General features: G+C 52.8%; 19 protein-coding genes. 9 read left to right on the forward strand and 10 right to left on the reverse strand.

Annotated elements, in window-relative coordinates:
* Window positions 1–4 precede the first annotated feature (4 nt).
* The gene (locus PCI15_RS10535; RefSeq protein WP_271274292.1) at window positions 5–1,981 is read right to left on the reverse strand and encodes a bifunctional diguanylate cyclase/phosphodiesterase; all 1,977 of its coding nucleotides are present in this window, start codon (window positions 1,979–1,981) and stop codon (window positions 5–7) included.
* A 667-nt stretch (window positions 1,982–2,648) separates the two neighbouring features.
* Here PCI15_RS10535 and PCI15_RS10540 point away from each other — a divergent pair.
* From PCI15_RS10540 to PCI15_RS10570, 7 genes are all read left to right on the forward strand, one after another.
* Window positions 2,649–4,010, forward strand: coding sequence for an ABC transporter substrate-binding protein (locus PCI15_RS10540; protein ID WP_271274293.1), 1,362 nt, complete (start codon window positions 2,649–2,651; stop codon window positions 4,008–4,010).
* Between the two features lie 90 nt (window positions 4,011–4,100).
* Window positions 4,101–5,414 carry a carbohydrate ABC transporter permease gene (locus PCI15_RS10545; protein WP_271274294.1) on the forward strand — a complete coding sequence of 438 codons (1,314 nt, stop codon included), beginning with the start codon at window positions 4,101–4,103 and terminating at the stop codon, window positions 5,412–5,414.
* 14 nt (window positions 5,415–5,428) lie between these two features.
* Window positions 5,429–6,265 (forward strand): carbohydrate ABC transporter permease, encoded by an 837-nt coding sequence (locus tag PCI15_RS10550; RefSeq protein WP_271274295.1) that lies wholly within the window; start codon window positions 5,429–5,431, stop codon window positions 6,263–6,265.
* Window positions 6,265–7,326: an ABC transporter ATP-binding protein gene (locus PCI15_RS23780; RefSeq protein ID WP_271274296.1), complete on the forward strand. Its 1,062-nt coding sequence runs from the start codon at window positions 6,265–6,267 to the stop codon at window positions 7,324–7,326. Before PCI15_RS10550 ends, PCI15_RS23780 begins: the two co-directional genes overlap by 1 nt.
* Window positions 7,323–8,837, forward strand: coding sequence for a glycerophosphodiester phosphodiesterase (locus PCI15_RS10560; RefSeq protein ID WP_271274297.1), 1,515 nt, complete (start codon window positions 7,323–7,325; stop codon window positions 8,835–8,837). The genes PCI15_RS23780 and PCI15_RS10560 overlap by 4 nt, the downstream gene beginning before the upstream one ends.
* 33 nt (window positions 8,838–8,870) lie before the next feature.
* On the forward strand, window positions 8,871–9,890 hold the full coding sequence (locus PCI15_RS10565) for a LacI family DNA-binding transcriptional regulator (protein WP_271274298.1): 1,020 nt from the start codon (window positions 8,871–8,873) through the stop codon (window positions 9,888–9,890).
* Window positions 9,891–9,902: 12 nt separating this feature from the next.
* Complete coding sequence (locus PCI15_RS10570) at window positions 9,903–10,685, forward strand: inositol monophosphatase family protein (protein ID WP_271274299.1); 783 nt, start codon at window positions 9,903–9,905, stop codon at window positions 10,683–10,685.
* Between the two features lie 91 nt (window positions 10,686–10,776).
* On the opposite strand, the gene PCI15_RS10575 is transcribed toward PCI15_RS10570, so the two are convergent.
* The 3 genes from PCI15_RS10575 to PCI15_RS10585 all read right to left on the reverse strand — a co-directional run bounded on the left by PCI15_RS10575 (window position 10,777) and on the right by PCI15_RS10585 (window position 13,364).
* Entirely contained in the window at window positions 10,777–11,538 is a 762-nt protein-coding gene (locus PCI15_RS10575) for an ABC transporter permease (protein ID WP_271274300.1), read from the reverse strand.
* Entirely contained in the window at window positions 11,535–12,488 is a 954-nt protein-coding gene (locus PCI15_RS10580; protein WP_271274301.1) for an ABC transporter ATP-binding protein, read from the reverse strand. Before PCI15_RS10580 ends, PCI15_RS10575 begins: the two co-directional genes overlap by 4 nt.
* Window positions 12,489–12,716: 228 nt before the next feature.
* The gene (locus PCI15_RS10585) at window positions 12,717–13,364 is read right to left on the reverse strand and encodes a glutathione S-transferase family protein (protein ID WP_271274302.1); all 648 of its coding nucleotides are present in this window, start codon (window positions 13,362–13,364) and stop codon (window positions 12,717–12,719) included.
* Between the two features lie 120 nt (window positions 13,365–13,484).
* Between PCI15_RS10585 and PCI15_RS10590 the strand changes: the two genes are divergently transcribed.
* Window positions 13,485–14,078: a TetR/AcrR family transcriptional regulator gene (locus PCI15_RS10590; RefSeq protein ID WP_271274303.1), complete on the forward strand. Its 594-nt coding sequence runs from the start codon at window positions 13,485–13,487 to the stop codon at window positions 14,076–14,078.
* A 37-nt stretch (window positions 14,079–14,115) separates the two neighbouring features.
* Here the strand turns inward: PCI15_RS10590 and PCI15_RS10595 are convergent, their stop codons facing one another.
* The 3 genes from PCI15_RS10595 to dctP form a co-directional block, all read right to left on the reverse strand.
* The gene (locus PCI15_RS10595) at window positions 14,116–15,417 is read right to left on the reverse strand and encodes a TRAP transporter large permease (RefSeq protein ID WP_271274304.1); all 1,302 of its coding nucleotides are present in this window, start codon (window positions 15,415–15,417) and stop codon (window positions 14,116–14,118) included.
* Window positions 15,417–15,959, reverse strand: a complete 543-nt coding sequence (locus PCI15_RS10600; protein WP_271274305.1) for a TRAP transporter small permease — start codon at window positions 15,957–15,959, stop codon at window positions 15,417–15,419. Before PCI15_RS10600 ends, PCI15_RS10595 begins: the two co-directional genes overlap by 1 nt.
* A 63-nt stretch (window positions 15,960–16,022) precedes the next feature.
* The gene (gene dctP, locus PCI15_RS10605; RefSeq protein WP_271274306.1) at window positions 16,023–17,066 is read right to left on the reverse strand and encodes a TRAP transporter substrate-binding protein DctP; all 1,044 of its coding nucleotides are present in this window, start codon (window positions 17,064–17,066) and stop codon (window positions 16,023–16,025) included.
* A 224-nt stretch (window positions 17,067–17,290) separates the two neighbouring features.
* Between dctP and PCI15_RS10610 the strand changes: the two genes are divergently transcribed.
* Complete coding sequence (locus PCI15_RS10610) at window positions 17,291–17,737, forward strand: flavodoxin family protein (RefSeq protein ID WP_271274606.1); 447 nt, start codon at window positions 17,291–17,293, stop codon at window positions 17,735–17,737.
* A gap of 199 nt (window positions 17,738–17,936) precedes the next feature.
* On the opposite strand, the gene PCI15_RS10615 is transcribed toward PCI15_RS10610, so the two are convergent.
* Genes PCI15_RS10615 through PCI15_RS10625 form a run of 3 tightly spaced genes read right to left on the reverse strand, consistent with a single transcriptional unit; the run spans window position 17,937 to window position 21,238 of the window.
* Complete coding sequence (locus PCI15_RS10615; RefSeq protein WP_271274307.1) at window positions 17,937–19,235, reverse strand: malonyl-CoA decarboxylase; 1,299 nt, start codon at window positions 19,233–19,235, stop codon at window positions 17,937–17,939.
* A 10-nt stretch (window positions 19,236–19,245) separates the two neighbouring features.
* On the reverse strand, window positions 19,246–19,743 hold the full coding sequence (locus PCI15_RS10620) for a YiiD C-terminal domain-containing protein (protein WP_271274308.1): 498 nt from the start codon (window positions 19,741–19,743) through the stop codon (window positions 19,246–19,248).
* Complete coding sequence (locus PCI15_RS10625; RefSeq protein ID WP_271274309.1) at window positions 19,724–21,238, reverse strand: malonate--CoA ligase; 1,515 nt, start codon at window positions 21,236–21,238, stop codon at window positions 19,724–19,726. Before PCI15_RS10625 ends, PCI15_RS10620 begins: the two co-directional genes overlap by 20 nt.
* Between the last annotated feature and the right edge of the window lie 18 nt (window positions 21,239–21,256).

The following is a 21,256-nucleotide window of genomic DNA, read 5'->3' on the forward strand; positions in this document are numbered from 1 at the left end:
CTGGTTAACCAGCAACTTTGTTATTCGTCAGGCTGTTCTGCATGGCACAGATCTGTATCGCCTGCTGTTTTGTATGATTGTCTTTCAGATAGCGGATTGCAAATACGTCGCCGGGAACCGGTTTACCGTAATAGTATCCCTGACCGTAGTCGCAGCCTTCCTGGCTGATGAAGCGGTTCTGTTCGGCGGTTTCTATACCTTCGGCCACTACCTGCAGATCCAGGCTGCGGGCGATTGAAATAATGCCCCGTGCCAGCTTCTGATCCTGCTTATTGTCTACGATATTGGCAATGAAACTGCGGTCTATCTTTAGGGTGTCAAAAGAATATTTTTTCAGATAGCTCAGCGATGAATAGCCGGTACCGAAATCATCCAGAGAGGTACGCACCCCCAGTTCCTGAATGGTACGGATGGTTTTAACCGCCCGGTGTTCATCTTCAATCAGTACGCCTTCGGTTATTTCAACTTCGAGGTATTGCGCAGGAAGCTGATAGCAGTCGAGTAATTCTGCAAGGTAACCGGCGAACTGATCGTCTTTAAACTGGATGGGTGAAATGTTAACGGCGATACGGAAATCGGCCGGATACTGTTTATGCCAGCGGCTGGCCTGCCGGATGGCACTGCGCAGGACAAAGCTGCCGATCTGCATAATCTGTCCGGTCTGTTCGGCCACATGGATAAACTGGTCGGGCCGGACATTACCCAGCACCGGGCTGAACCAGCGAAGCAGGGCTTCAGCGCCAACGGTTACGCCTGTTTTGGTGCAGATCAGTGGCTGGTAGTGAAGCATCAGTTCATCGTTTTCCAGCGCATCAGCCAGATGGGTTTCCAGCAGGTAGCGCTGATTTATCAGTGCTTCGGTTGCCTCGCTGAAGAAGCCGTAGCTAAGTTTATCTTCCTTACTGGCTGCCATTGCTGCACTGGCTTTCTGGATCAGCGCCGCTGCTTCCAGGCCATCATGGGGTGCCATTGCGATCCCGATACTGGCACTGACGGTTATCGAATGGCCGTGGATGTTATAAACGTTCTGGCTGAGCTTGCTGATCTTATGTGCCAGCGCCAGTGCCTGTTCCTTTAAATCCTGACAGACGGTTTGCCCGGGTTTCTGTGGCTGGCTGACGATGACAAACTCATCACCGATGATGCGGGCTGCAAACTGGTGATGTTCAAGCGTGCTCTGGATACGCCGGGCCAGCTCGCGCAGAACCCTATCGCCAATGACGTGACCATAACTGTTGTTAATGGATTTGAAATTCGTCAGGCTGAGATATAACACCGCGATGCCTGAGCGAGTCGGGTTAAGCTGTTCCAGCTGGGCTTCCAGGCTGTGCATCAGTGCGCTGCGTTTAGCCAGGCCGGTGAGGGCGTCATACTGCTGGTTGTATTGCAGGGTGTGCTCACTGGCATTGCGCCGGTCAATTTCTTTACTGAGCTTCAGGTTCAGCGCTTCCAGCTCCTGTGTGCGTTCAGTAATGCGTGCCTCAAGTTGCAGGTTTGCCAGCTCGAAACTGTGTTTTTCGAAAATAATCCGCAAATCCGTTTCAATGGTTTCACGAAAGCGATCCAGCAGGCTGAGCGCCTGCGGGGTATAGCAGTTCTCTTTATTGTCGAGCATACAGATGGTGCCGAAGGGGGACCCGTCCGGCCAGTTTAGCGGCAGGCCACAATACGAAATCATCCCCAGGGCGATGTCCGGGTTTTGCTTCCAGTCATGGTTCACTAGCGCGTTGGGGATCAGCAACTGCGATTGGTCGGCGACCACTGTTTCGCAATACAGGCCCTGACCCAGAGGCTCAGTCATGCCGCGGCCATAAGGGTTATTGCTGGATTCGCTGGTGGCAAAGACCTGAATGCTGTCGTGGCTGATCCGCATAATCAGCGCCGCCGGAATACTGGCCAGTTCGGCAATAATATTTACGGTCTGCTGCCATCCCTGAAAGATCTCATCAGATACCTTCAGTTGTTCACTTTTTGTTTGCATCGATACAGTCCGGCTCCTTCAGACCTCACACAGTACCTGCATTAGTAGCAGACTCCGCCGGGATGGAGAAGTGAAGACAATCGCCGTATATCTCATATTGGTTATACGCAGAAAAAACAGAACTGTCGTTTAAATGAAGGGCCTGAACCTGCAGAACCTGCTTGTTAAGGCTGAGGCTGAAAGGCACAGGGGCAAAGGCCTGATCCTGTCGCAGGTGATACGGGGAGCCGGTTGGATGATAGCCGGTGCAAATGTTTAAGGCTTGTTGCGATTGCCTGTTACAGGGTGGCCTGAGCCGCAGTGTTAAGCGAGCAGTGAATACTGATATGGAGTCCGGCATTGTGGTGAACATGGACAGATCTTCTTCAGCGGCGCACTCAGTGAGCAGAAAAAAATATGATTCCTTTCATTATTTATCATTAATAGAATATTTGTTTTATTTTCATATATTTAGATTAAATATTACAAAATGTAAGATTTTTGTCATTCTTACGTCATACATCTTTTCTATATTTTGCCATTGCACACGTGTGCATCGGGTGTTAACTTGATCTGGTAGCTTTGCTAAAAAAGCCTTCTTATGAGGGTCTGAAAACCAGCCAAAACCCGGCCTGTGGCGGGGTTAACTGGGCTCCGGAACAACAATAAACAAGTGGAGATGTTTACAATGGTTACGAAAAAACTGGCACTGGGCCTCAGGGCAGGCGCGGTGGCACTGGCAGTATCAGTGGCGACGGCTGCCATGGCTAAAGATGTCACCATCAGCGTGTGGGCCGGCGGCTCGAATCAGGCTGATTCATACCGTACAGAGGCGATTGAGATCGCCGCAGATATTCTGGAACGGGAAGCAAAAATTCAGGGCGAAGAACTGAATATTACCGTTGAAGGCAAGCTGTTTAACGATGGCTGGGAAAACTTCAAACAGGCGGTGACTCTGGCGGGCGAATCCGGCACTGCGCCGAATATCATTGTAACGTCCCATGCGGACATTGCGCCCTGGTCGCAGGCGGGTCTGATCCGGCCGATTGAAGATTATATCGACCAGGATGCCTGGCCGGTTAATCAGGTATATGACAACCTGATTGAAATCGCGTCTTATAACGGCCAATTGTGGGGCATGCCTCAGGATGCTGAATCCCGGCCATTCTTTTTCTGGCGTCCGCACATGAAAGCAATCGGCTACAGTGATGCCGAAATCGATGCCCTACCTGAAAAGGTAAAGAGCGGTGAATACACTCTGTATAACGTCATTGAAGATGCCAAAAAGATTCAGGACAAAGGCCTGGTCGAAAAGGGTAAGGGCTTTTCACCACGGGTTTCAAACGGCCCGGATTACTGGCAGTTTTACCAGAGCTTCGGCGGTCAGCTGAAAGATGCCCAGACCGGTCAGCTGATTTTTGACAAGCAGGCCATGACGGAGATGTATCAGTTCTTCGTTGATGCTGCTGAAATGGGGGTAACCTCCAAAACCCATCTGGGTGCCGACTGGAACCAGTGGTATTCCGAAGTGGCTAACGGCAAGGCGGCAACCTGGCACGGTGGCACCTGGCACTATAAGCGCTATACCGGTAAGGAAGGGCTGGATGATTTCTTTGGCAATATCCAGTTTACCCTGATCCCGAGCGGTAACGATAAAGGCCGCGCCAATACGATAACCCATCCGCTGGTGTATCTGATTTCCAATACTGGCACCGATGATGATGCCGCCATTGCTGCCCAGTTAATTGCCATAGCATCAGAACCCCGTCTTAACTCGCTGCACGCCATCAAATCTGCCCACCTGGGCATTGGTTCAGAGCAGGCGAATGTTGATCTCTATGCGAACGATCAGTGGGCCACTGAGGCCACCGAACGGCTCCTGGTGAATGCCAATGCAATGCCGAATCACACTGAGTTTGGTCAGTACTGGCAGATCATGTTCAAAGGGCTTGAGTCCGCCTGGACCGGCCAGAAGAGCGTTGCCGATGCCGTCAGCGGTGTTGAATCTGAACTGGCGTCTGCCCTGGGTGACAACATTCAGATCCGCTAAGGGTCCGGGGGCCGGTGGCTGACACCGGCTCCTTATCTCCGGTTGCCGGTACCGCCGGCACAATGAAAGAGCAGTTCATAGGAAATTTGTATGCGCCAACGCATTGGCCTGCTGGGTCTGGGCTTTATGACGCCCGCGCTGGTAATGGTTCTGGTGTTTTTTCTGATACCCGTGGTGATGACCGCCGTCTTCGGTTTTACCAATATGGGAACCGCGACCGGCATTTCCGGCGGCGAATATCTGTTAACACCCAAAATCGTTAAGCAGCTGGAAATCCGTGGAGAGTTTGATAAGCAGTCTCTTACGGCTCTGAGCAGTAACCGTTATCAGGTTACCGAAGAGGGATTGACCAGGGCCGCCGGTGCCGGTCTGAAATCTGCCTATATTCAGGGGCTCCGTGACACCTTGCTGGGCCGTGAATATCACAGTAAGCGGGATTTTGAGCGGGCCCTTAAAAAAGTAAAAGACCGTCCCCGCAAGGTACGCGAGCTTAAAAAGTCTGCTGAATATTTCAGCCAGTCGATACTGAACCGCCGTTACCTGACAGAAAACGAATTTAAAACAGCCGTTACTGAAACAGGTATACAGCTGAGCGCAACTGAACTTGAACAGGTGCTGAGTGCCAGTTATACCGGCTGGATCTGGACCACAGACAACTTTACCAGCATGTTCAGCAAACCGGACACCTGGGTGGTGGCGTTCAATACGCTGGTTTACGTGTTACTGGTGCTGGCATTTAATATTGGCTTTGGCCTGTTTCTGGCCCTGACAACCTTCTATCTGCCATCCGGTCAGTCGGCGTTTTTCCGGGCTGTGTGGCTGTTACCACGGATTTCGCCGCCGGTACTCTATGTGCTGCTGTGGAAGTGGCTCACCTGGGATACCGGTTTTATTTCCACGGTGCTGGGCTGGTTTGGGGTGCCTGCGTTCAACTACATGCTGGGGTCGGTGGGCAGTGCCTGGGCCGTGGTGGTGCTGATCAACGGGTTCGTGGGTGCGTCACTGGGTATGATCCTGTTCTCCAGTGCTATCCAGGCCATTCCTAAATCTATCCTTTATGCCAGTGAAGTAGACGGTGCGAACCGCTGGCAGCAGGTACGTTACATCATCCTGCCGCAGTTACGCTGGCCGATACTGTTCACTACCAGTTATACGACCCTGTCGTTACTGACATCCTTTGAATACATCCTGCTGTCGACGGAAGGCGGCCCGGGGAATACCACCAATGTGTGGGCGCTGGAAGCCTACTTTACCGCGCTGAATAACTACGCCGGTAACCTGCAGTACGGTTATGGGGCGGCGATGGCGCTGGTGCTGGTTACCATTGGGATACTGGTGTCGCTGCTGTACCTGCGGCTGTTTAAATTTGATGAGCTGGTTGCCCGGCCGAAAATTGAGAATTGAGGGGAGGCCTGATTATGTCTGATAAAAACAGCAGTAACTTTAAGAGCTGGCCGGTCACCCTGATTCTGGGGCTGTTTTCAGTCCCGCTGCTGGTGATGTATCTGTATCTGTTCATCGATACCTTTACCAACACCGCGCCCGGTTCGCTGATACCCAATGAACTGACGCTGGAACACTGGCGTTTTCTGTGGGAAACCGACCCGGGTACCGTGAGTATCTGGCAGGTGACCCTGAATACGCTGATCTTTGCTTCAGTAATGACGCTGGTGATTCTGTCGGTGTCTCTGACGGCAGGCTATGCGCTTTCCCGTCTGAATATGCCGTTCCGCCGTTTCTTTCTGGCGGGAGTGTTAACCCTGCATGCATTTCCGACGGTTACGCTGGTGATCGCACTGTTTATCGTGCTGCAGTTTCTGGGCCTGTATAACACCCTGATCGGGGTGATCTTTATCAAGGCGGCCCTGATGTTGCCGTTCGGCATCTGGGTGATGAAAGGGTTTTATGACACGGTGCCCTGGGAAATCGAAATGGCCGGCGTACAGGACGGTGCCAGCCGCTTCATGGTGTGGCGTCTGCTGGTGTTACCGCAGATTAAACCGGGACTGATCGCGCTGGGCGTGTTTTCCTTCCTGGAAGGCTGGAGTGAATACCTGATGCCGCAGATCTTTGCACCGGAAGCGGATGTGCAGGTGTTGTCGGTATATCTGGCTTCGCTGATCGCCGATGACCAGAAATTTGATTTCAACCTGTTTAAGTCCATCGGCCTGTTTTATGTGTTGCCGGTGATCGTTTTGTATCTGGTTTTCCAGAATAAGCTGATGAACATTTACGGTGGAGGCTCGAAAGGCTGATGCGTATCCTGCTAGATAATTTCACCAAGAAGTTTGATGACGTAACTGTCATCAATAACATGAATCTGGAAGTCCGCGATGGCGAAATGATGGCGCTGCTGGGGCCTTCCGGCTGTGGCAAGTCCACCACACTGTTTTCCATTTGCGGGATCTATCAGTGCAACGGCGGCCGTATTCTGTTCGGCGAACGGGATGTGTCCCACGTGACTTCCCAGCACCGTAATGTCGGCGTTGTGTTTCAGAACTACGCGCTGTATCCGCACATGTCGATTTTCGACAACATCGCCTTTCCGCTGATGGTTAAGAAAATGCCGGCGGAGCAGATTAAAAAAGAAGTGCATAAAATCGCTGAACTGGTGCATATCGGTAATCTGCTGGAGCGAAAGCCGTCGCAGTTATCCGGCGGTCAGCAACAGCGGGTGGCCCTGAGCCGGGCGCTGGTTCGTAAACCGGATGTACTGTTGCTGGACGAACCGCTGGCCAATCTGGATGCCAAGCTGCGGCTGGAAATGCGCTCTGAAATCCGCCGTATTCAGCAGGAAACCGGCATCACGGCGATTCTGGTGACCCATGATCAGGTCGAGGCCATGTCCATGTGTGACCGCATCGCCCTGATGGATCACGGCAAGATTCTGCAGGTCACCACGCCGAACGACATGTACCACAACCCGCAGACGGATTTCGTTGCAGGCTTCCTCGGTAATCCGCCGATTGCCTTTCTGGACGGAACCATTGCCAACGGTCAGATCCGGCTGAAAGACTCTGCCATTCACTTGCCGATGCCATCCCGGGTACCGGCTCAGCCGGACGGCAAGATCGTGCGTTTAGGCGTGCGCCCTGAATACTTCGGTAATGAAGCAGGTATTGAATTGCAGGGGGAAGTCAGCTTTGTGGAAACCCAGGGGCGGGAAAATCTTTACGATGTCCGGCTGGGGAACGGTGCTGTGCTGCGGTCTATTCAGCCGGTACGGGCAAATGCAGCTCTGGGAGACAGCGTCAGCTGGCCGCTGAATACCGAACAGGTACTGATCTTTGATGAGCAGGGGCAGCGGGTTGCATGAACCGGTCAGCAGCACTGATACCAAAACTGACAACCGCTGACTGGCCCTGTGCAAGGTTTGCCGGGCCGCGGATTATCGGTCACCGGGGCGCCAGTTATCACGCCACAGAAAATACCCTGGCGGCGTTCCGTACCGCAGCACTGCTTGGGGCGGATATGTGGGAGCTGGACGCCAGGCTGACTGCCGATGGCGTCTGTGTCGTCAGCCATGATGACAGCCTGATGACCGTCTTCGGGGCCGATGCGCATATTTCAGCTCTGAGTTTTAACGAACTGCGTGAAAGGGTGCCACAGGTGCCGAGCTTTGCGGAAGTCATGGCGCTGGCCACTGAGACAGGCTGCGGTCTGTATATTGAGCTGAAAGCTGCCACGGCAGGCCCGGTAGCACTGCAACAATTGCGGGAGGCCAGCTTTACCTACGCAGCAATAGGCTCATTCATTGTCGATTGGGTTAAACCGCTGGCGGCTGCCGGGTGTGAGTATCCGTTATCCGTACTTGTACCGGTCGGAGCAGATCCGTTTGCCATGGCCGCTGAAGCCGGAGCTGATGCAATTCATCTGTGCTGGGAGCGGGCCAGCAATACACCACAGACCCTTGTCACCCCTGAGCTACTAAGCAGGGCGGCTGAGGAGCAGCTTGAAGTGGTACTTTGGCATGAGGAGCGGCCCGCTGTTATTCAGGCGCTGATGCAACTGCCGATACTTGCCGTATGCAGTGACCGGCCTGAGCTGCTGGTACCGTACCCGGGTTCACCGGCACGGCCGCTGCAGACAACCGCAGAGCTGCCACAGCCAGTATGCCACCGGGGAGCCGAGCTGATTGCCCCGGAAAACACCCTGGCTGCTCTGGCCCGTGTCTATGAACAGGGCTTTCAGTGGGCAGAAGTGGATGTACAGGAAACCGCCGACGGTGAGTTAGTCCTCTGCCATGATGAAACTCTGGAACGGACCACCGATGGCAGCGGCCCGGTTACTGAACAGTCACTGCGCGCGTTACAGCAACTGGATGCCGGCGGGTTTTTCAGTGACTTTTACCGGGGCGAACCGTTGCCGACGTTGCAGCAGGTGATTCAGCTGGCAAAGCAGCACGGCGGCAAACTGTATATCGAACTGAAAGGGGCTAGCCCGGAAAAAGTTCTGGCGGCGGTGAATGCCGAGAGCTTTATTGAAGACTGCTTCTTCTGGAGTTTTTCCGCTGACAAGCTGCAACAGTTACGCCGTCTGAGCCCGCAGGCACGGATTATGGCCCGGGAGGAAGACTTCAGTGAGATCACTGCCGCACGGGACAGCATTAATGCCTGGGTGATTGAAGTGCTGGTGCGGGACGGTGTCGATCTGGCCGCACTGGCAGCGCAGGTGGAGGAAGCCGGCTGCCAACTGATGTTTTGTTATCAGGGGGATGATCCGGATGTTTTTACCCGACTGATTGACTTACGGCCGGCACTGATTAATCAGCGCCATCCGGAAATCTTTAAACAACAGTTATACCGTTATCTTTGTAAAGATACGTGATTTTAACAATACCGTTAAACAGGTAACAGGTTTATGTCTGACAAAGACAGTCACAACAAAAAGGTCACCTCCGTTGACGTGGCCCGCCTGGCGGGAGTTTCCCGCTCGGCGGTGTCACGTACTTTTACACCGAATGCGAGTGTCTCGGAAGAGACCCGTAATAAAGTGATGCAGGCGGCACAGGCACTGGGTTACCGGGTGAATAAACTGGCCAGCAGCCTGATCAATAACCGGTCAGATCTGGTGGGTATCATTGCCTCGAATATGGACAACCCGTTCCGCAGCCGGCAGGTGGAATATCTGGCGAAAACCTTACTGGCCAATAACCTGCGGCCGATCCTACTGCTGGTGGAAGGGGAAGAAGATCCTTCCCGGATCATTGGCATGCTGCTCGAATATAACGTCAGCGGTGTGATTGTCACCTCGGATACACCGCCCCAGAGCATCTGTGAAGAGTGTGTAACCCTGGGCGTCCCCATGGTGTTGGTCAATAAGGATCAGACCGATGCCATGGTCGACAGGGTACTGCTGGACAACCCCCGCTCCGGCAGGATTGCCGCTGAGACATTGTTTAATTCAGGGTGTCGCAAACTGGCGGTGGTAACTACCGTTAAGCCGTCTTACTCGCTGAGTGTGCGGGTGGGAGCGTTTACCGAGCGTTGCCGCAGTTTGGGGATTGAAACTGTTGAACGGTTTTCGGCGCCGGAACAGAGTTACGACGGCGGACGTCATGCGGCCGATTTGCTGATGGCTGCGGCCGAGCCGGCCGACGGGGTTTTCTGCGTCAGCGACTATATGGCCATGGGGTTTCTGGATCAGCTGCGCATAGCGCAGAAAATCGCCGTACCGCAGCAACTTAAGGTGATCAGTTGTGACGACATCCCGCAGGCGGGCTGGCCGGTGTATGACCTGTCTTCCATCCGGCAAGACCCGGAACAACTGGCCGAGCTGGTGGTGGAAGTGTTACTGGAACGCATCCATAACCCGGAATTACCGGCCGCCGTTAAAGTACTGGATGTCAGCCTGACAGCACGTAACAGCACAGCTAAATAATGAGAAAAATACATGAGTGACAGATATCAGGTAGCAAAGGACATTGCCATCGAAGCCGGGGCGCTGGCGCTGGAATACCAGCGCGGGCTTAGCAGTGGCGAACTGATGATTGAAGCCAAGGGTGTACAGGATTTCGTGACCGAAGCAGACCAGCGGACAGAAAAGCTGATCCGTAGCCGGTTGCAGGCAGCGTTTCCTGAAGACGGTTTTTTCGGTGAAGAATCAGACAGCGACCTGAAACCGGAACAGGGCTTCTGGGTGGTTGATCCAATTGATGGTACCTCCAACTTCATGCGTTACGTAGACCAGTGGGGCATATCCATTGCCTACGTCGCCGAAGGGCAGATCCAGCTAGGGGTGATTTATGACCCGGTACGGCAGCAGCTGTTTCACAGCCAGCGTGGCGAAGGTGCTTACTGCAATGAACAGCGCTGTGAGCTGAACGGTGCTTTGCCGGCGGACCCGACGCTGATTCTGGGGTATTCCCGCCGCGCCGAACTGAATGTTTACCTGAATGTGCTGGAATACCTGCATGAAGCGGGGGTTGAGCACCGCCGTTTTGGTTCTGCGGCATTAGGGCTGGCGTACGTCATTACCGGCCAGACGGACGGCTACTACGAAGCGGATCTTAACCCCTGGGACTGTATGGCAGGGCTGTTACTGATCGAAGAAGCCGGTGGGGTGGTTGTCAGCGGCAGGAGCATGATTACGGATTTAAAGAATTGTCCGGTGGCGGCTGGCATTGCCGGGCTGCAACCGCAACTGAATAACCTGGTTAAACTGGCGGGCGGCTGATTCCGCCCGCCAGTCACAGCATCCCGTCAGGGATTAGTCCTTAGGGGCTAGCTTAGTTTGCCGCAGGTAACCCCTGCGGCTTTTTTTATGCTCAGGTCTTGATCCGGTAACCGGTTTTGAAGATCCACCATACGCCGCCCAGACACAGCAGCAGGAAGGCGAACGTCATGCTCAGGCTCACCCCGACGTTCACGTCAGACACACCATAGAAGGCCCAGCGGAAGCCGCTGATCAGATAGACCACCGGGTTAAACAGGGTCAGGGTCTGCCACGGCTCCGGCAACATCTTGATGGAATAAAACGCGCCACCCAGGAAGGTCAGCGGGGTAATCACCATCAGCGGGATGATCTGCAGTTTCTGGAAATCATCCGCCCAGATGCCGATCATAAAACCGAACAGACTGAAGGTAATGGCCGTCAGCACCAGAAAGGCGATCATCCATACCGGATGGGCAATCTCATAATCAACAAAGATTCGTGCCGTTGCCAGTATCAGCAGGCCAAGCAATATTGATTTGGTTGCTGCGGCCCCCACATAACCGGTAACGATTTCGAAAGGGGATACTGGGGCCGAGAGCACTTCGTAAATGGTGCCGGAGAATTTGGGGAAGAATATCCCGAAGGCGGCATTGGAAATACTTTCACTCAACAGGGAAAGCATCACCAGCCCGGGGATGATATAGGCCCCGTAACTAACGCCGTCGATTTCACCCATCCGCGAACCGATTGCGGTGCCAAACACCACAAAGTACAGGGTAGTGGAAAGCACCGGCGAGGCAATGCTCTGCATCAGGGTACGCCAGGCACGGGCCATCTCGAATTTGTAAATTGCTTTTATGCCATAGAAGTTCATGCCTGCTCTCCCTGCCGGTGTACCAGATTAACGAATATTTCTTCCAGCGAACTCTCACTGGAATGCAGGTCTTTTACATCGACGCCGGCTTTACTCAGCGCCCGCAGTAATTCTGCGATGCCGGTATGTTCCTCAGAGACATCAAAGCGGTAATCGATGGAATAACCGCCGTCATTAATGTCCAGCTGGAATTCTTCCAGTTCCGCGGGGATTTCACTCAGCGGTGTTTGCAGCTGGATGCGCAGATGTTTCTGGCCTAACTGACGCATCAGTTTGTCTTTCTCTTCCACCAGCATCAGGGTGCCCTGACGGATGACGCCGATACGGTCAGCCATTTCTTCGGCTTCTTCGATGTAATGGGTGGTCAGCAGAATGGTCACACCCCGTTCGCGCAGTTCGCGAACCATCTCCCACATATCCCGGCGCAGTTCCACATCAACCCCGGCGGTGGGTTCGTCGAGAAACAGAATATCCGGCTCGTGTGACAGGGCTTTGGCGATCATCACCCGGCGCTTCATACCACCGGATAACTCACGGATACGGGCATTCTTTTTGTCCCACAGGGATAACTGGCGTAACAGCTTTTCGATGTAGGCAGGGTCCGGGGCTTTACCGAACAGCCCGCGGCTGAAGTTGACCGTGGCCCAGACGCTTTCAAAGGCATCGGTGCTCAGTTCCTGCGGTACCAGGCCGATTTTGCTGCGGGCTTCGCGGTAGTCTTTAACGACGTTGTAACCATCGGCCAGCACTGTGCCCTGAGTTGGGTTAACAATGCCGCAAATGATGCTGATCAGGGTGGTTTTACCGGCTCCGTTCGGGCCGAGCAGGGCGAAAATCTCGCCGCGCTGTATATCAAGATTTACGTCTTTGAGGGCGCTGAAGCCCGAATCATAGGTTTTATGCAGCGCCTGAACGCTGATAATCGGTGGTTGCTCAGGGGAGTTTTGCACTTGTGCTCCTTATGCAAAAGGCCATATATGTGAATGAAGGCCGAAAAACAGATAGCTGTCAGCAGGGAAGAGTTCTGCCCGATAACCTGACAAAGGTTGCAGAATGCTGAATTAAAACACTAGTTTAGCGGTAATTTTTAAGAAGTCAGTATCTTAAATGCGAACATACCCGTCAGGATATACGAACAATCGACGGGTATGGGGGAAATGTTGGCAATATGAGTATCTTTATCCCCGGGCGATTAGCACCTGTTTGCCTGAATCACGGGCCTGCATTCGCTCAGTCCAGGTTTTCAGTTCAGGGGTTGCCGCCAGCAGTTCCTCAGCATGTGGCAGGCCGGACAGATAATCCATCATCGGGGTGAGAATGGCATCAGCCATGCTGTATTGTTCGCCGCAAATGAAAGGTTTACCCGCCAACTGGTGTTCCAGCAATCCCAGCATGTCGAGTACCGCTGGCTGATGCTCCGCTACTTTGTCCATTCTGATGCTGCCGTCTTTACCTTTGGGAAACGCAAATTCAAGCAGGTAATTGCGCACCAGCGCCTGATCCACATAGCAGCTCAGGGCGGCAGACCATTCATCGACATAGGCCCGTTCAACCGGATCTGCAGGCTGCAGGGCCGGCCCCGGAAATGCGGCGTCCAGATAACGGCAGATTGCCGTGGTTTCAAAAATGACATGGTCATCATGGAGCAGCGCAGGGATTTTACCGAACGGATGCAGCGCCAGATGAGAAGGACCTTTGAACTCAACTTCTTTACCGTCGGGCTTTAAACCGTAGCGGTAACTGATGCCTTTTTCTTCGCAGGCCAGACAGACACTGCGCACAAAGGTGCTGAACTGGGGGCCAAGAATATGAACCTGAGCAGACATGATATTTCTCCGTTAACCATTGCTGGGTGATGTTGTCAGATTAGAAGTTATGACAATATGATCAAGAACATATTTCAGAATTATAATAAGCTTGCCGGTAATCGCTTTGGGAGACACAACATGGCCTGGCAAAAAGATCACAAACAGAAAACCCGACTCAGAATCCTCAAGAGCGGCGCTAAGCTATTCACACTTAAAGGTTTTGATAAGGTTGGCATTAACGATGTGATGGCCGATGCCGGCCTCACCAGAGGGGCGTTTTACAGCCACTTTTCATCCAAGGCTGAGCTGTATGCTGAGTCAATGCGGACGGCCGGATCCCGGCGGGCCAAAAACATCCTTAACCGGTCCCCTGAAGAGAGTTCCGCTGCCCTGCAGGCGCTGGTGAATGGCTATTTAAGTCAGGGACATCGCAAGAGTGAAGAGGGCGGCTGCCCGCTGGCATTTCTGGTGACGGATATTACGCAGCAGGACGAACAGGTGCGTGATGTTTACACCCAGGTGTTTCGGGGCTTTATGGATATGCTCGGTTCAAGACTCGGCGGTACTGAAGCGGCAGATGCAGATGCGCAGAAAAATCAGCTGCTGCAAAAAACCGTGATGATGGTGGGCGGCATGGCCATCGCCCGGGCACTGAACGATGATGACCTGGCGGAAGAACTGCTGCACGCCTGTCGGCAGGGTATGTTAGAGGGAATACCTGCAACAGCCTGATCTGTTGTAAGCAGCTCAGGCCGTTGCTGGATTTATATTACTGAATGTCCATCAGCAGGCGCGGCAGGAACAGCGCCAGGTCAGGAATGAAGGTCACCGCCAGTACCACCGGTAAATGGCCCAGCAGGATGAACATCAGGGTTGGTTTCAGATACTCATTAAACGTCGCTTTACCCACCGATCCGGCCATATACAGGAGCGGTGCACAGGGGGGCGTGATATTCCCCAGCCCTAAGTTAGTCCCGACAATGGCTGCAAAATGAATCGGATGTACCCCCAGATTCACCGCCACCGGCATCAGGATGATCGACGCCAGAATGCTGCCGGATACATCATCCACCAGCATGCCAATGCCCAGCAGAATGACGTTAATCAGCAACAGGATGATGATCTTGTTATCCGACAGTGCAATCATGAAATCAGACAGCTGCTGCGGCACCTGTTCCATGATCATCACCCGGCTCATAACGAACAGGAAAAAGATCATCGCAATGATAGAACCGGTGCTGATCGCCCCGTGCAGAATGGCCTTGCCGGCGGTCTGCATGGTCAGGCCTTTGTAAATAAAAAAGCCAACCGGCAGGGTGTAAACCAGTGCGACCGCTGCGGCTTCGGTTGGCGTAAAAATGCCGCCGTAAATGCCGCCGAGCATGATCACAGGCATCAGGATGGCCCAGCTGGCTTCTTTACTGGCGAGGGTAATTACTTTGGTGCGCTCCGGAAAGCTGACCTTCTTCTCCACCTTAATGTTCTTGCGCTTCAGGTAGAGGTAATTGATCAGGCAGTAAATCAGCGCGATAACAACGCCGGGAACGATGGTGGAGAGAAACGCTGCGGCCACCGACAACCCGCCGGTCAGCGCAAAGATGATCATCGGCACGCTGGGGGGAATCAGCAGGGCAAGTACTGAAGAACAACCCACCAGTGCGGTGGCATAGCCCCGCGGATAGCCCTGTTCGGTCATCTTCGGAATCATGATTGAGCCGATGGCCGCAATGGCAGATGCCCCTGAGCCGGCAATCGCACCGAACAAGGCACAGGTGACGATAGTCACTGCCCCCAGGCCACCCCGGATCGGCCCGACAAAGGCGTTAACAAACCGCACCAGACGGTCTGAAATACCGCTGGCACCCATTAAGGCACCGGCAATGATAAACAGCGGCAGCGATAACAGCGCAAAGCTGCCCAGTTGCCAGAATGCATGGGGCACCAGATAGCTCATGCTCTTGCCGGTCAGCAGCACGAAGCTGATGGCACCCACGCCAAATACGTAAGCTACCGGCATGCCGATCAATAGCAGTGCAACGATCAGTAGCAGGGAAATACTTAAGGTAGCCATCAGCGACTCTCCTTCAGAACGGCGTCCCGGGCGTGCAGGGATTTATTATCATACTGGCTATAGGTGTTGGAATGGCTGAACAGGTCCCGCAGTTTGTAGGCGGCCATCAGGGCAAAGCCTGCGACTGCCGCACTGACCCAGAGCGCCGTTGGCCAGCCAAGGTTGGTGCTGGCACGGTTAATTTTCATAATGAACAACAGATATTTGGCGGCATAAAAGCCAAAAAAACAGATAACTGTCAGCCCGATAAGATCATTAAAAACTTTGATCAGGGTACGTTGCTTGGGGCTGAGATTGAGCAGTTCCATAATGCCGCCTGTCAGGTGGCTGCGCTCCCGCGTGACCAGCACCATAGCGATAAAATACAGCCACAGCCCGGTGAGAATGCTGATTTCTTCAATGGCGGGGAAGGCCTGATCAAGCACATAACGGAGGAACACCGCCGTGGCCATCAGGCCGGTGAGGAACAAACACAGAAATATAAGAAGTAGTCGCGACAGCCGGGCAAAACCCGCATCGAGACGACGGAATAAACTAAGCATGGGAGATCTCCCGAAAACAGGCAGGGGCCGGTGCAGAGGGCACCGGCCGGTTGTCAGAGGGAATTACAGATTAGCGGTCGCGGTACGGACCTGATTCACCAGATCCTTACCGACAGTTTCTTCCATCCACGGCCATTCTTTGCTCTGGATGATGTCGCGTAATTTAGCCTGTTGCGGGCCGTCCAGCTCAACTACGTTAATGCCATATGCTTTGATATCTGTGATCAGCTTTTCACTGATGGTTTCTGCCTCTTTCCATGCCCAGCGGCTGGCAGTGTCTGCGGCGGTCTGAACAGCCTGTTGCTGGCTGGCATTCAGATCGTTCCACCAGTCAAGATTGACCAGAAATGCACCCTGTTCAAAGAAATCACGGGAGAACACATAGGTTTCCAGCACGTCACGCATCTGCCAGATTTCAGATGGCGGGCCAAAAGTACGTCCATCGACGCTACCCAGCTGTAACGCGGTATACAGCTCAGAGAAAGGCAGGGGTACCGGATTGAAACCCAGGAATTCAAACCGTTTAATTGCAACTTCGGTAGGGGGGACCCGGACTTTCAGCCCCTGACCATCTTCCGGAAAGTTGACCGGTACCTTACCTGTCCCTTTACGGATGGCGATGCCGCCAAAATCAACCGGCAAAATCGCCAGCAGCTTCATATTCAGGTCTGCATAGATACCACTGTAAGTATTCACCATGCTTCCGCCAGGGCCGTAAATACGGGTAGCTTCATCCCAGTTCTGGGCCACCATACCCATGGCTGAAAGGTTCAGACGGGGATCAAAGTCGGTAGCAGGGAAGGCCATCGTCATACCGATCTCGCCGGCGATGGTCTGTTCAAACTGTGAGGTCCAGTCACCCAGGTCACCGCCGGGATGATAGCGGACGTTAAATTCATTAGGAGCCTGTGCTTCAAGGGCAGACATAAAGCGGTCGGCAATCGGGTTAAAGATATGCTCCTGAGACATGGCATGCGCGAGGATGACATCTTCCTCTGCCTGCACTGCTGAACCAAAGGTTGCCAGCGCTACAGCACTGGCCAGTGCCAGTGACTTCAGCGGCTTGCAGCCTTTAACTGTGTTCTTCAGGGAAAAGTTATGCAGCATGGTTAACGCTCCGTAATTATTATTGTGTGGAATGTTTGAAGAGCGATGAATCACTCTGAAACCGAGCATAACCAGTTCTGCGTTGTTAGAATTTTTTTGATTGTTGTCATTTCGGCAACGGCTGACAGCCGCTCACAGCTGTGGTTAGATGCTTTTAGCACAGGCTTTATGTGCCGGAATGCGGGCAACCGATCAGGTACCAAACAGGTTAAGGAATGGCGGTGATGAAAGTAGCGGTGGTGTATTTTTCCCAGACAGGTGTAACGGCCAAGCTGGCAGGCGCGGTGGCTGAAGGGCTGGGCAGCCATGGCCAGATTCAGGTAACAGAACACCGGATCAGCGGCACTGAAATCATCGAAGGCCGCTTCAGAAATCAGCCATTGCTGGATGAACTGAACGGCTGTGACGGCATCCTCTTTGGCTCGCCCACCTACATGGGCAGCGTGGCGGCGCAGTTTAAAGCCTTTGCGGATGCCACCAGTGACCAGTGGTGCGAACAGCTCTGGGCGGGCAAGCTGGCAGCCGGATTTACCTGCGGCAGCGGCCTGAACGGTGATCAGACAGCTACCCTGCAGTATATGGCGACGCTGGCAAATCAGCAGGGCATGCTCTGGATGGGGCTGGACCTGCCGCAAAATGATGATAAGGGCATTAACCGCTTAGGCTGCTAGGCAGGTGTGGTTGCCCATTCTGAAGACGGCACCGCAGACCCCCGTGACCTTGCTACTGCCAGATATTTAGGGGAGCGGCTGATAACGCAACTGACGCGCTTTAAAAGCTGAAAGATGCAAAAAAATAAAAAGGCAGGCTCTGAAACAAAGCCTGCAAGGGGAAGAAGCTTGCCATAAACAGCACTTAGCGGGGCAATCGCTAATATGCTTTGGCAAAGCTTTTTGCGGTAATCACCTGTCCGTCGTTTATGAAAGATTCGTGATTGGCTTCAACTTGTGAAATATCGTAGAAATAATTCACCAGTAAGCCTGCGGATTGCTTAAGCCCTTTTTCGGAAGGGTCACCCATCCAGTTAAGGCGTTCAATTCTGGCACCGTTACCTAAATGGAAACGGGCCACCGGGTCATAGGGGTTACGGCCTTTTTTTGCCGTCGTTAAATAGTAAGTGCAGAGTCGGGTTAACAGCGGTTCCAGTTTTTCACAGTGGGTGGTGTTCTTCTGCCAGTCAGGCAGGTTTAGCAACTCTAAAAGGTTTTGTTCCTCTTCACTGACAGCCGCTGATTCACCTGAATTAACTTCTGTATCCAGCCATCGCATAAAACCGGGGATAGGAGACAGAGTGGCAAACTGTTTCAGTTCCGGCAGTTCTCTTTGCAGTTCAAGTACAACCTGCTTAATCAGGAAGTTGCCAAAGGAAATGCCAGCTAAACCTGTCTGGCAATTACTGATTGAATAGAAAATTGCTGTGTCTGCCGGTATTTCTTCTGTTGTTTCCTGCGGATTAATGAGGGGAACAACAGAATCAGCCAGCCCGTTGACCAGTGCCACTTCCACAAAAATAAGCGGCTCTTCTGGCAGTGATGGATGAAAGAAGGCGAAGCACCTGCGGTTATGGCTCAGGCGTTTCTTCAGGTCGTCCCAGCCAGACATAGAATGCACGGCTTCGTAACGCATCAGCTTTTCAAGAATCCGCGCGGGGGTTTGCCAACTGACCTCTTCCAGGCTCAGAAACCCCCGGTTAAACCATGATTTCAGCAGGTGCTGAAGGTCATAATCAATGGGCTTTAATTCAGGGTACTGCTTAAGCATGCTCAGCAAATCATGGCGCAAAGACACAATGGTTTCCGTGCCCTGAGGGGCCATGTTGATACGGCGAAAAAGCATTTGTCTCGGGGATTCAACCGCATCATTAAGTGCTGCAAAATTGCCAAAGCTTGGATCGAGTTTATAGGCTTCAGCCAACGCAATTACTTCGTCTGCTGAAGGGGAGTACTGCGCTATCAAATGCTGAAAAAACGACAGTTTGGCTTCACTGTCTGTTTTTCTATAAGCATTTACAACTTCGACAGCGATTGCTGTGCCAAGGGCTTCTCCTTTACTGGTGAGCAGTTCAGCACAGTAATCTTCCAGATCTTTTTGTGGTGATACAGTATTTTTCCGGGATAACAGTTCGCGGCCAGCGTCAGCCACAGAACTTAATAATCGGTTGAGGCGCATAATACCCTCCTTAGAGCGGTGGTTGATCAGCCGGTATGGAAGACCGGCTTATGGCGACCAGACAGACCTGATTAGTGGCTCGTAAAGCTGTGCGGTCAAACACATCAACATGCGCTTCGAGCCGGGCTTTTCCATTCTCTTCAAGGTCCGAGAAGAACGCCTGAAGAGTTTCATCAGAAAGGCGGGTCGTTGCAATGATGCTGCCAACAGCCGGACGCTGATATTGGATATTAGCCTTGGCGATAACAAGGTCTGCATGACAGTCAGCCCGTTGCATACAATCAAACATCAGTGCCCAGGCTGCCAGTGCTGACATAGAGTAAATACTGCCTGCGAAAGCCGTACCGTGAATATTGATGTTGTTTTCTGCCACCGGGGCTTCGAGGCAGATTTGCCCCGAATCCAGTGAACTGACCTGTATGCTAAATGCCTTGCTGGCCGGGATTTCCCGATGCAGCAAAGCTTCCAGCGAGCTGGCAGCGGTGGAGTTACTGGCCATAGATGTCATTGTAATCCTCACGGAGTTGCTTCTTCTGAACTTTGCCCATGGTGTTACGGGGCAGTTCATCAACAAAAAAGATCTTCTGTGGCTGCTTAAAACGGGCGATTTTTCCTTTAAGGAACGCCATTACATCTTCAGCACTTAGGTCTGCGCCATGCTCAGCAACAATGACAGCAGTAACGCCTTCACCGAAATCACGGTGGGGCACACCAATAACTGCTGATTCTTTGACGCCGGCAATCTGGTCAATCATGTTTTCAACTTCTTTGGGGTAGACGTTATAGCCACCTGAAATAACCAGATCTTTAGAGCGTCCGACAATGCTGATACGGCCATCTTCTGCCATCGTGGCCATATCTCCGGTGATGAAGTAACCGTCTTCGCGAAACTCTTCAGCAGTTTTTTCAGGCATACACCAGTAGCCCTTAAAGACGTTAGGGCCGTTTATTTCCAACACGCCGACATCACCCCGGGGTACTTCGTTGCCGTTTTTATCTGCTACGCGGGCCTGAACATCTGGCAGGGGCAGGCCAACAGTACCCGGCAGGCGCTCCCCTTTGTAAGGGTTAGAGGTGATCATGCCTGCTTCTGTCATGCCGTAGCGTTCGAGAATTTTGTGACCGGATATTGCTTCGAACGCCTGGAAAGTTTCTGCCAGTAATGGTGCGGAGCCTGCCACAAACAGACGCATGTTATTGCACAGTTCACGGTTAAAATCAGGGTCCTCCAGCAGACGCACATAAAAGGTCGGAACGCCCATCATGACAGTGCTGCGGGGCAGGTTTTCTCTGACTTCAGGCAAACTGAATCTTGGCAGAAAAATAACCTTTGAGCCGTTCAGGAGTGCGCAGTGTAGGGCGACAAACAAACCGTGAACATGGAAGATCGGCAAAGCATGTAGCAGTACATCACCTTCTTCCCACTGCCAGTAACTGTGTAATACCTGGCCGTTTGATGCCAGGTTACCGTGGGACAGCTTTGCACCTTTAGAACGGCCGGTGGTGCCTGATGTATACAAGATGCAGGCGAGGTCGTTGCTGTCACAGATTTCAGTATTTGTATCTACCGGAGTTTCCTGTGCAGCATCCGAAAGGGATCCATTTCCCTGGTCATCCAGTGTCATTACGTGGGGAAATCCGAATCCCTGAGCAGAATGGCTGATGGCTTCGTGATCCTGAGGCCTGCAGACAACCAGTGTTGGTTTGGCATCTTCCATGAAGTAACGCAGTTCAAGCGTGGTATAGGCTGTGTTCAGCGGAATAAAAATAGCGCCGACCCGTAAACAGGCAAGGTACAGCATGACTGCTTCAGGGGATTTGTCTACCTGCATGATAATACGGTCGCCTTTGCTTACTCCCAGTTTTCGCAACAGCCCTGATAACCGGCCAGTCATGCTGTCTATTTCACTGTAAAGGAGGTTGCCCCTGGGATGCTCGAGAAACACCGCTGCAGAATCGTCTGGAAAGCGGGATTCAAATAGTGCGTAGATATTTTTATTCATTATGTACTCCGATTGTTT

Source organism: Aliamphritea hakodatensis (assembly GCF_024347195.1).
Taxonomy (GTDB): Bacteria; Pseudomonadota; Gammaproteobacteria; order Pseudomonadales; family Balneatricaceae; genus Amphritea; species Amphritea hakodatensis.

Bases quoted from the DNA above. Each gene is read 5' to 3' on its own strand.
- PCI15_RS10535 (WP_271274292.1), bottom strand. From the start codon at position 1,981: ATGCAAACAAAAAGTGAACAACTGAAGGTATCTGATGAGATCTTTCAG.
- PCI15_RS10540 (WP_271274293.1), top strand. From the start codon at position 2,649: ATGGTTACGAAAAAACTGGCACTGGGCCTCAGGGCAGGCGCGGTGGCA.
- PCI15_RS10545 (WP_271274294.1), top strand. From the start codon at position 4,101: ATGCGCCAACGCATTGGCCTGCTGGGTCTGGGCTTTATGACGCCCGCG.
- PCI15_RS10550 (WP_271274295.1), top strand. From the start codon at position 5,429: ATGTCTGATAAAAACAGCAGTAACTTTAAGAGCTGGCCGGTCACCCTG.
- PCI15_RS23780 (WP_271274296.1), top strand. From the start codon at position 6,265: ATGCGTATCCTGCTAGATAATTTCACCAAGAAGTTTGATGACGTAACT.
- PCI15_RS10560 (WP_271274297.1), top strand. From the start codon at position 7,323: ATGAACCGGTCAGCAGCACTGATACCAAAACTGACAACCGCTGACTGG.
- PCI15_RS10565 (WP_271274298.1), top strand. From the start codon at position 8,871: ATGTCTGACAAAGACAGTCACAACAAAAAGGTCACCTCCGTTGACGTG.
- PCI15_RS10570 (WP_271274299.1), top strand. From the start codon at position 9,903: ATGAGTGACAGATATCAGGTAGCAAAGGACATTGCCATCGAAGCCGGG.
- PCI15_RS10575 (WP_271274300.1), bottom strand. From the start codon at position 11,538: ATGAACTTCTATGGCATAAAAGCAATTTACAAATTCGAGATGGCCCGT.
- PCI15_RS10585 (WP_271274302.1), bottom strand. From the start codon at position 13,364: ATGTCTGCTCAGGTTCATATTCTTGGCCCCCAGTTCAGCACCTTTGTG.
- PCI15_RS10590 (WP_271274303.1), top strand. From the start codon at position 13,485: ATGGCCTGGCAAAAAGATCACAAACAGAAAACCCGACTCAGAATCCTC.
- PCI15_RS10595 (WP_271274304.1), bottom strand. From the start codon at position 15,417: ATGGCTACCTTAAGTATTTCCCTGCTACTGATCGTTGCACTGCTATTG.
- PCI15_RS10600 (WP_271274305.1), bottom strand. From the start codon at position 15,959: ATGCTTAGTTTATTCCGTCGTCTCGATGCGGGTTTTGCCCGGCTGTCG.
- dctP (WP_271274306.1), bottom strand. From the start codon at position 17,066: ATGCTGCATAACTTTTCCCTGAAGAACACAGTTAAAGGCTGCAAGCCG.
- PCI15_RS10610 (WP_271274606.1), top strand. From the start codon at position 17,291: ATGAAAGTAGCGGTGGTGTATTTTTCCCAGACAGGTGTAACGGCCAAG.
- PCI15_RS10615 (WP_271274307.1), bottom strand. From the start codon at position 19,235: ATGCGCCTCAACCGATTATTAAGTTCTGTGGCTGACGCTGGCCGCGAA.
- PCI15_RS10620 (WP_271274308.1), bottom strand. From the start codon at position 19,743: ATGACATCTATGGCCAGTAACTCCACCGCTGCCAGCTCGCTGGAAGCT.
- PCI15_RS10625 (WP_271274309.1), bottom strand. From the start codon at position 21,238: ATGAATAAAAATATCTACGCACTATTTGAATCCCGCTTTCCAGACGAT.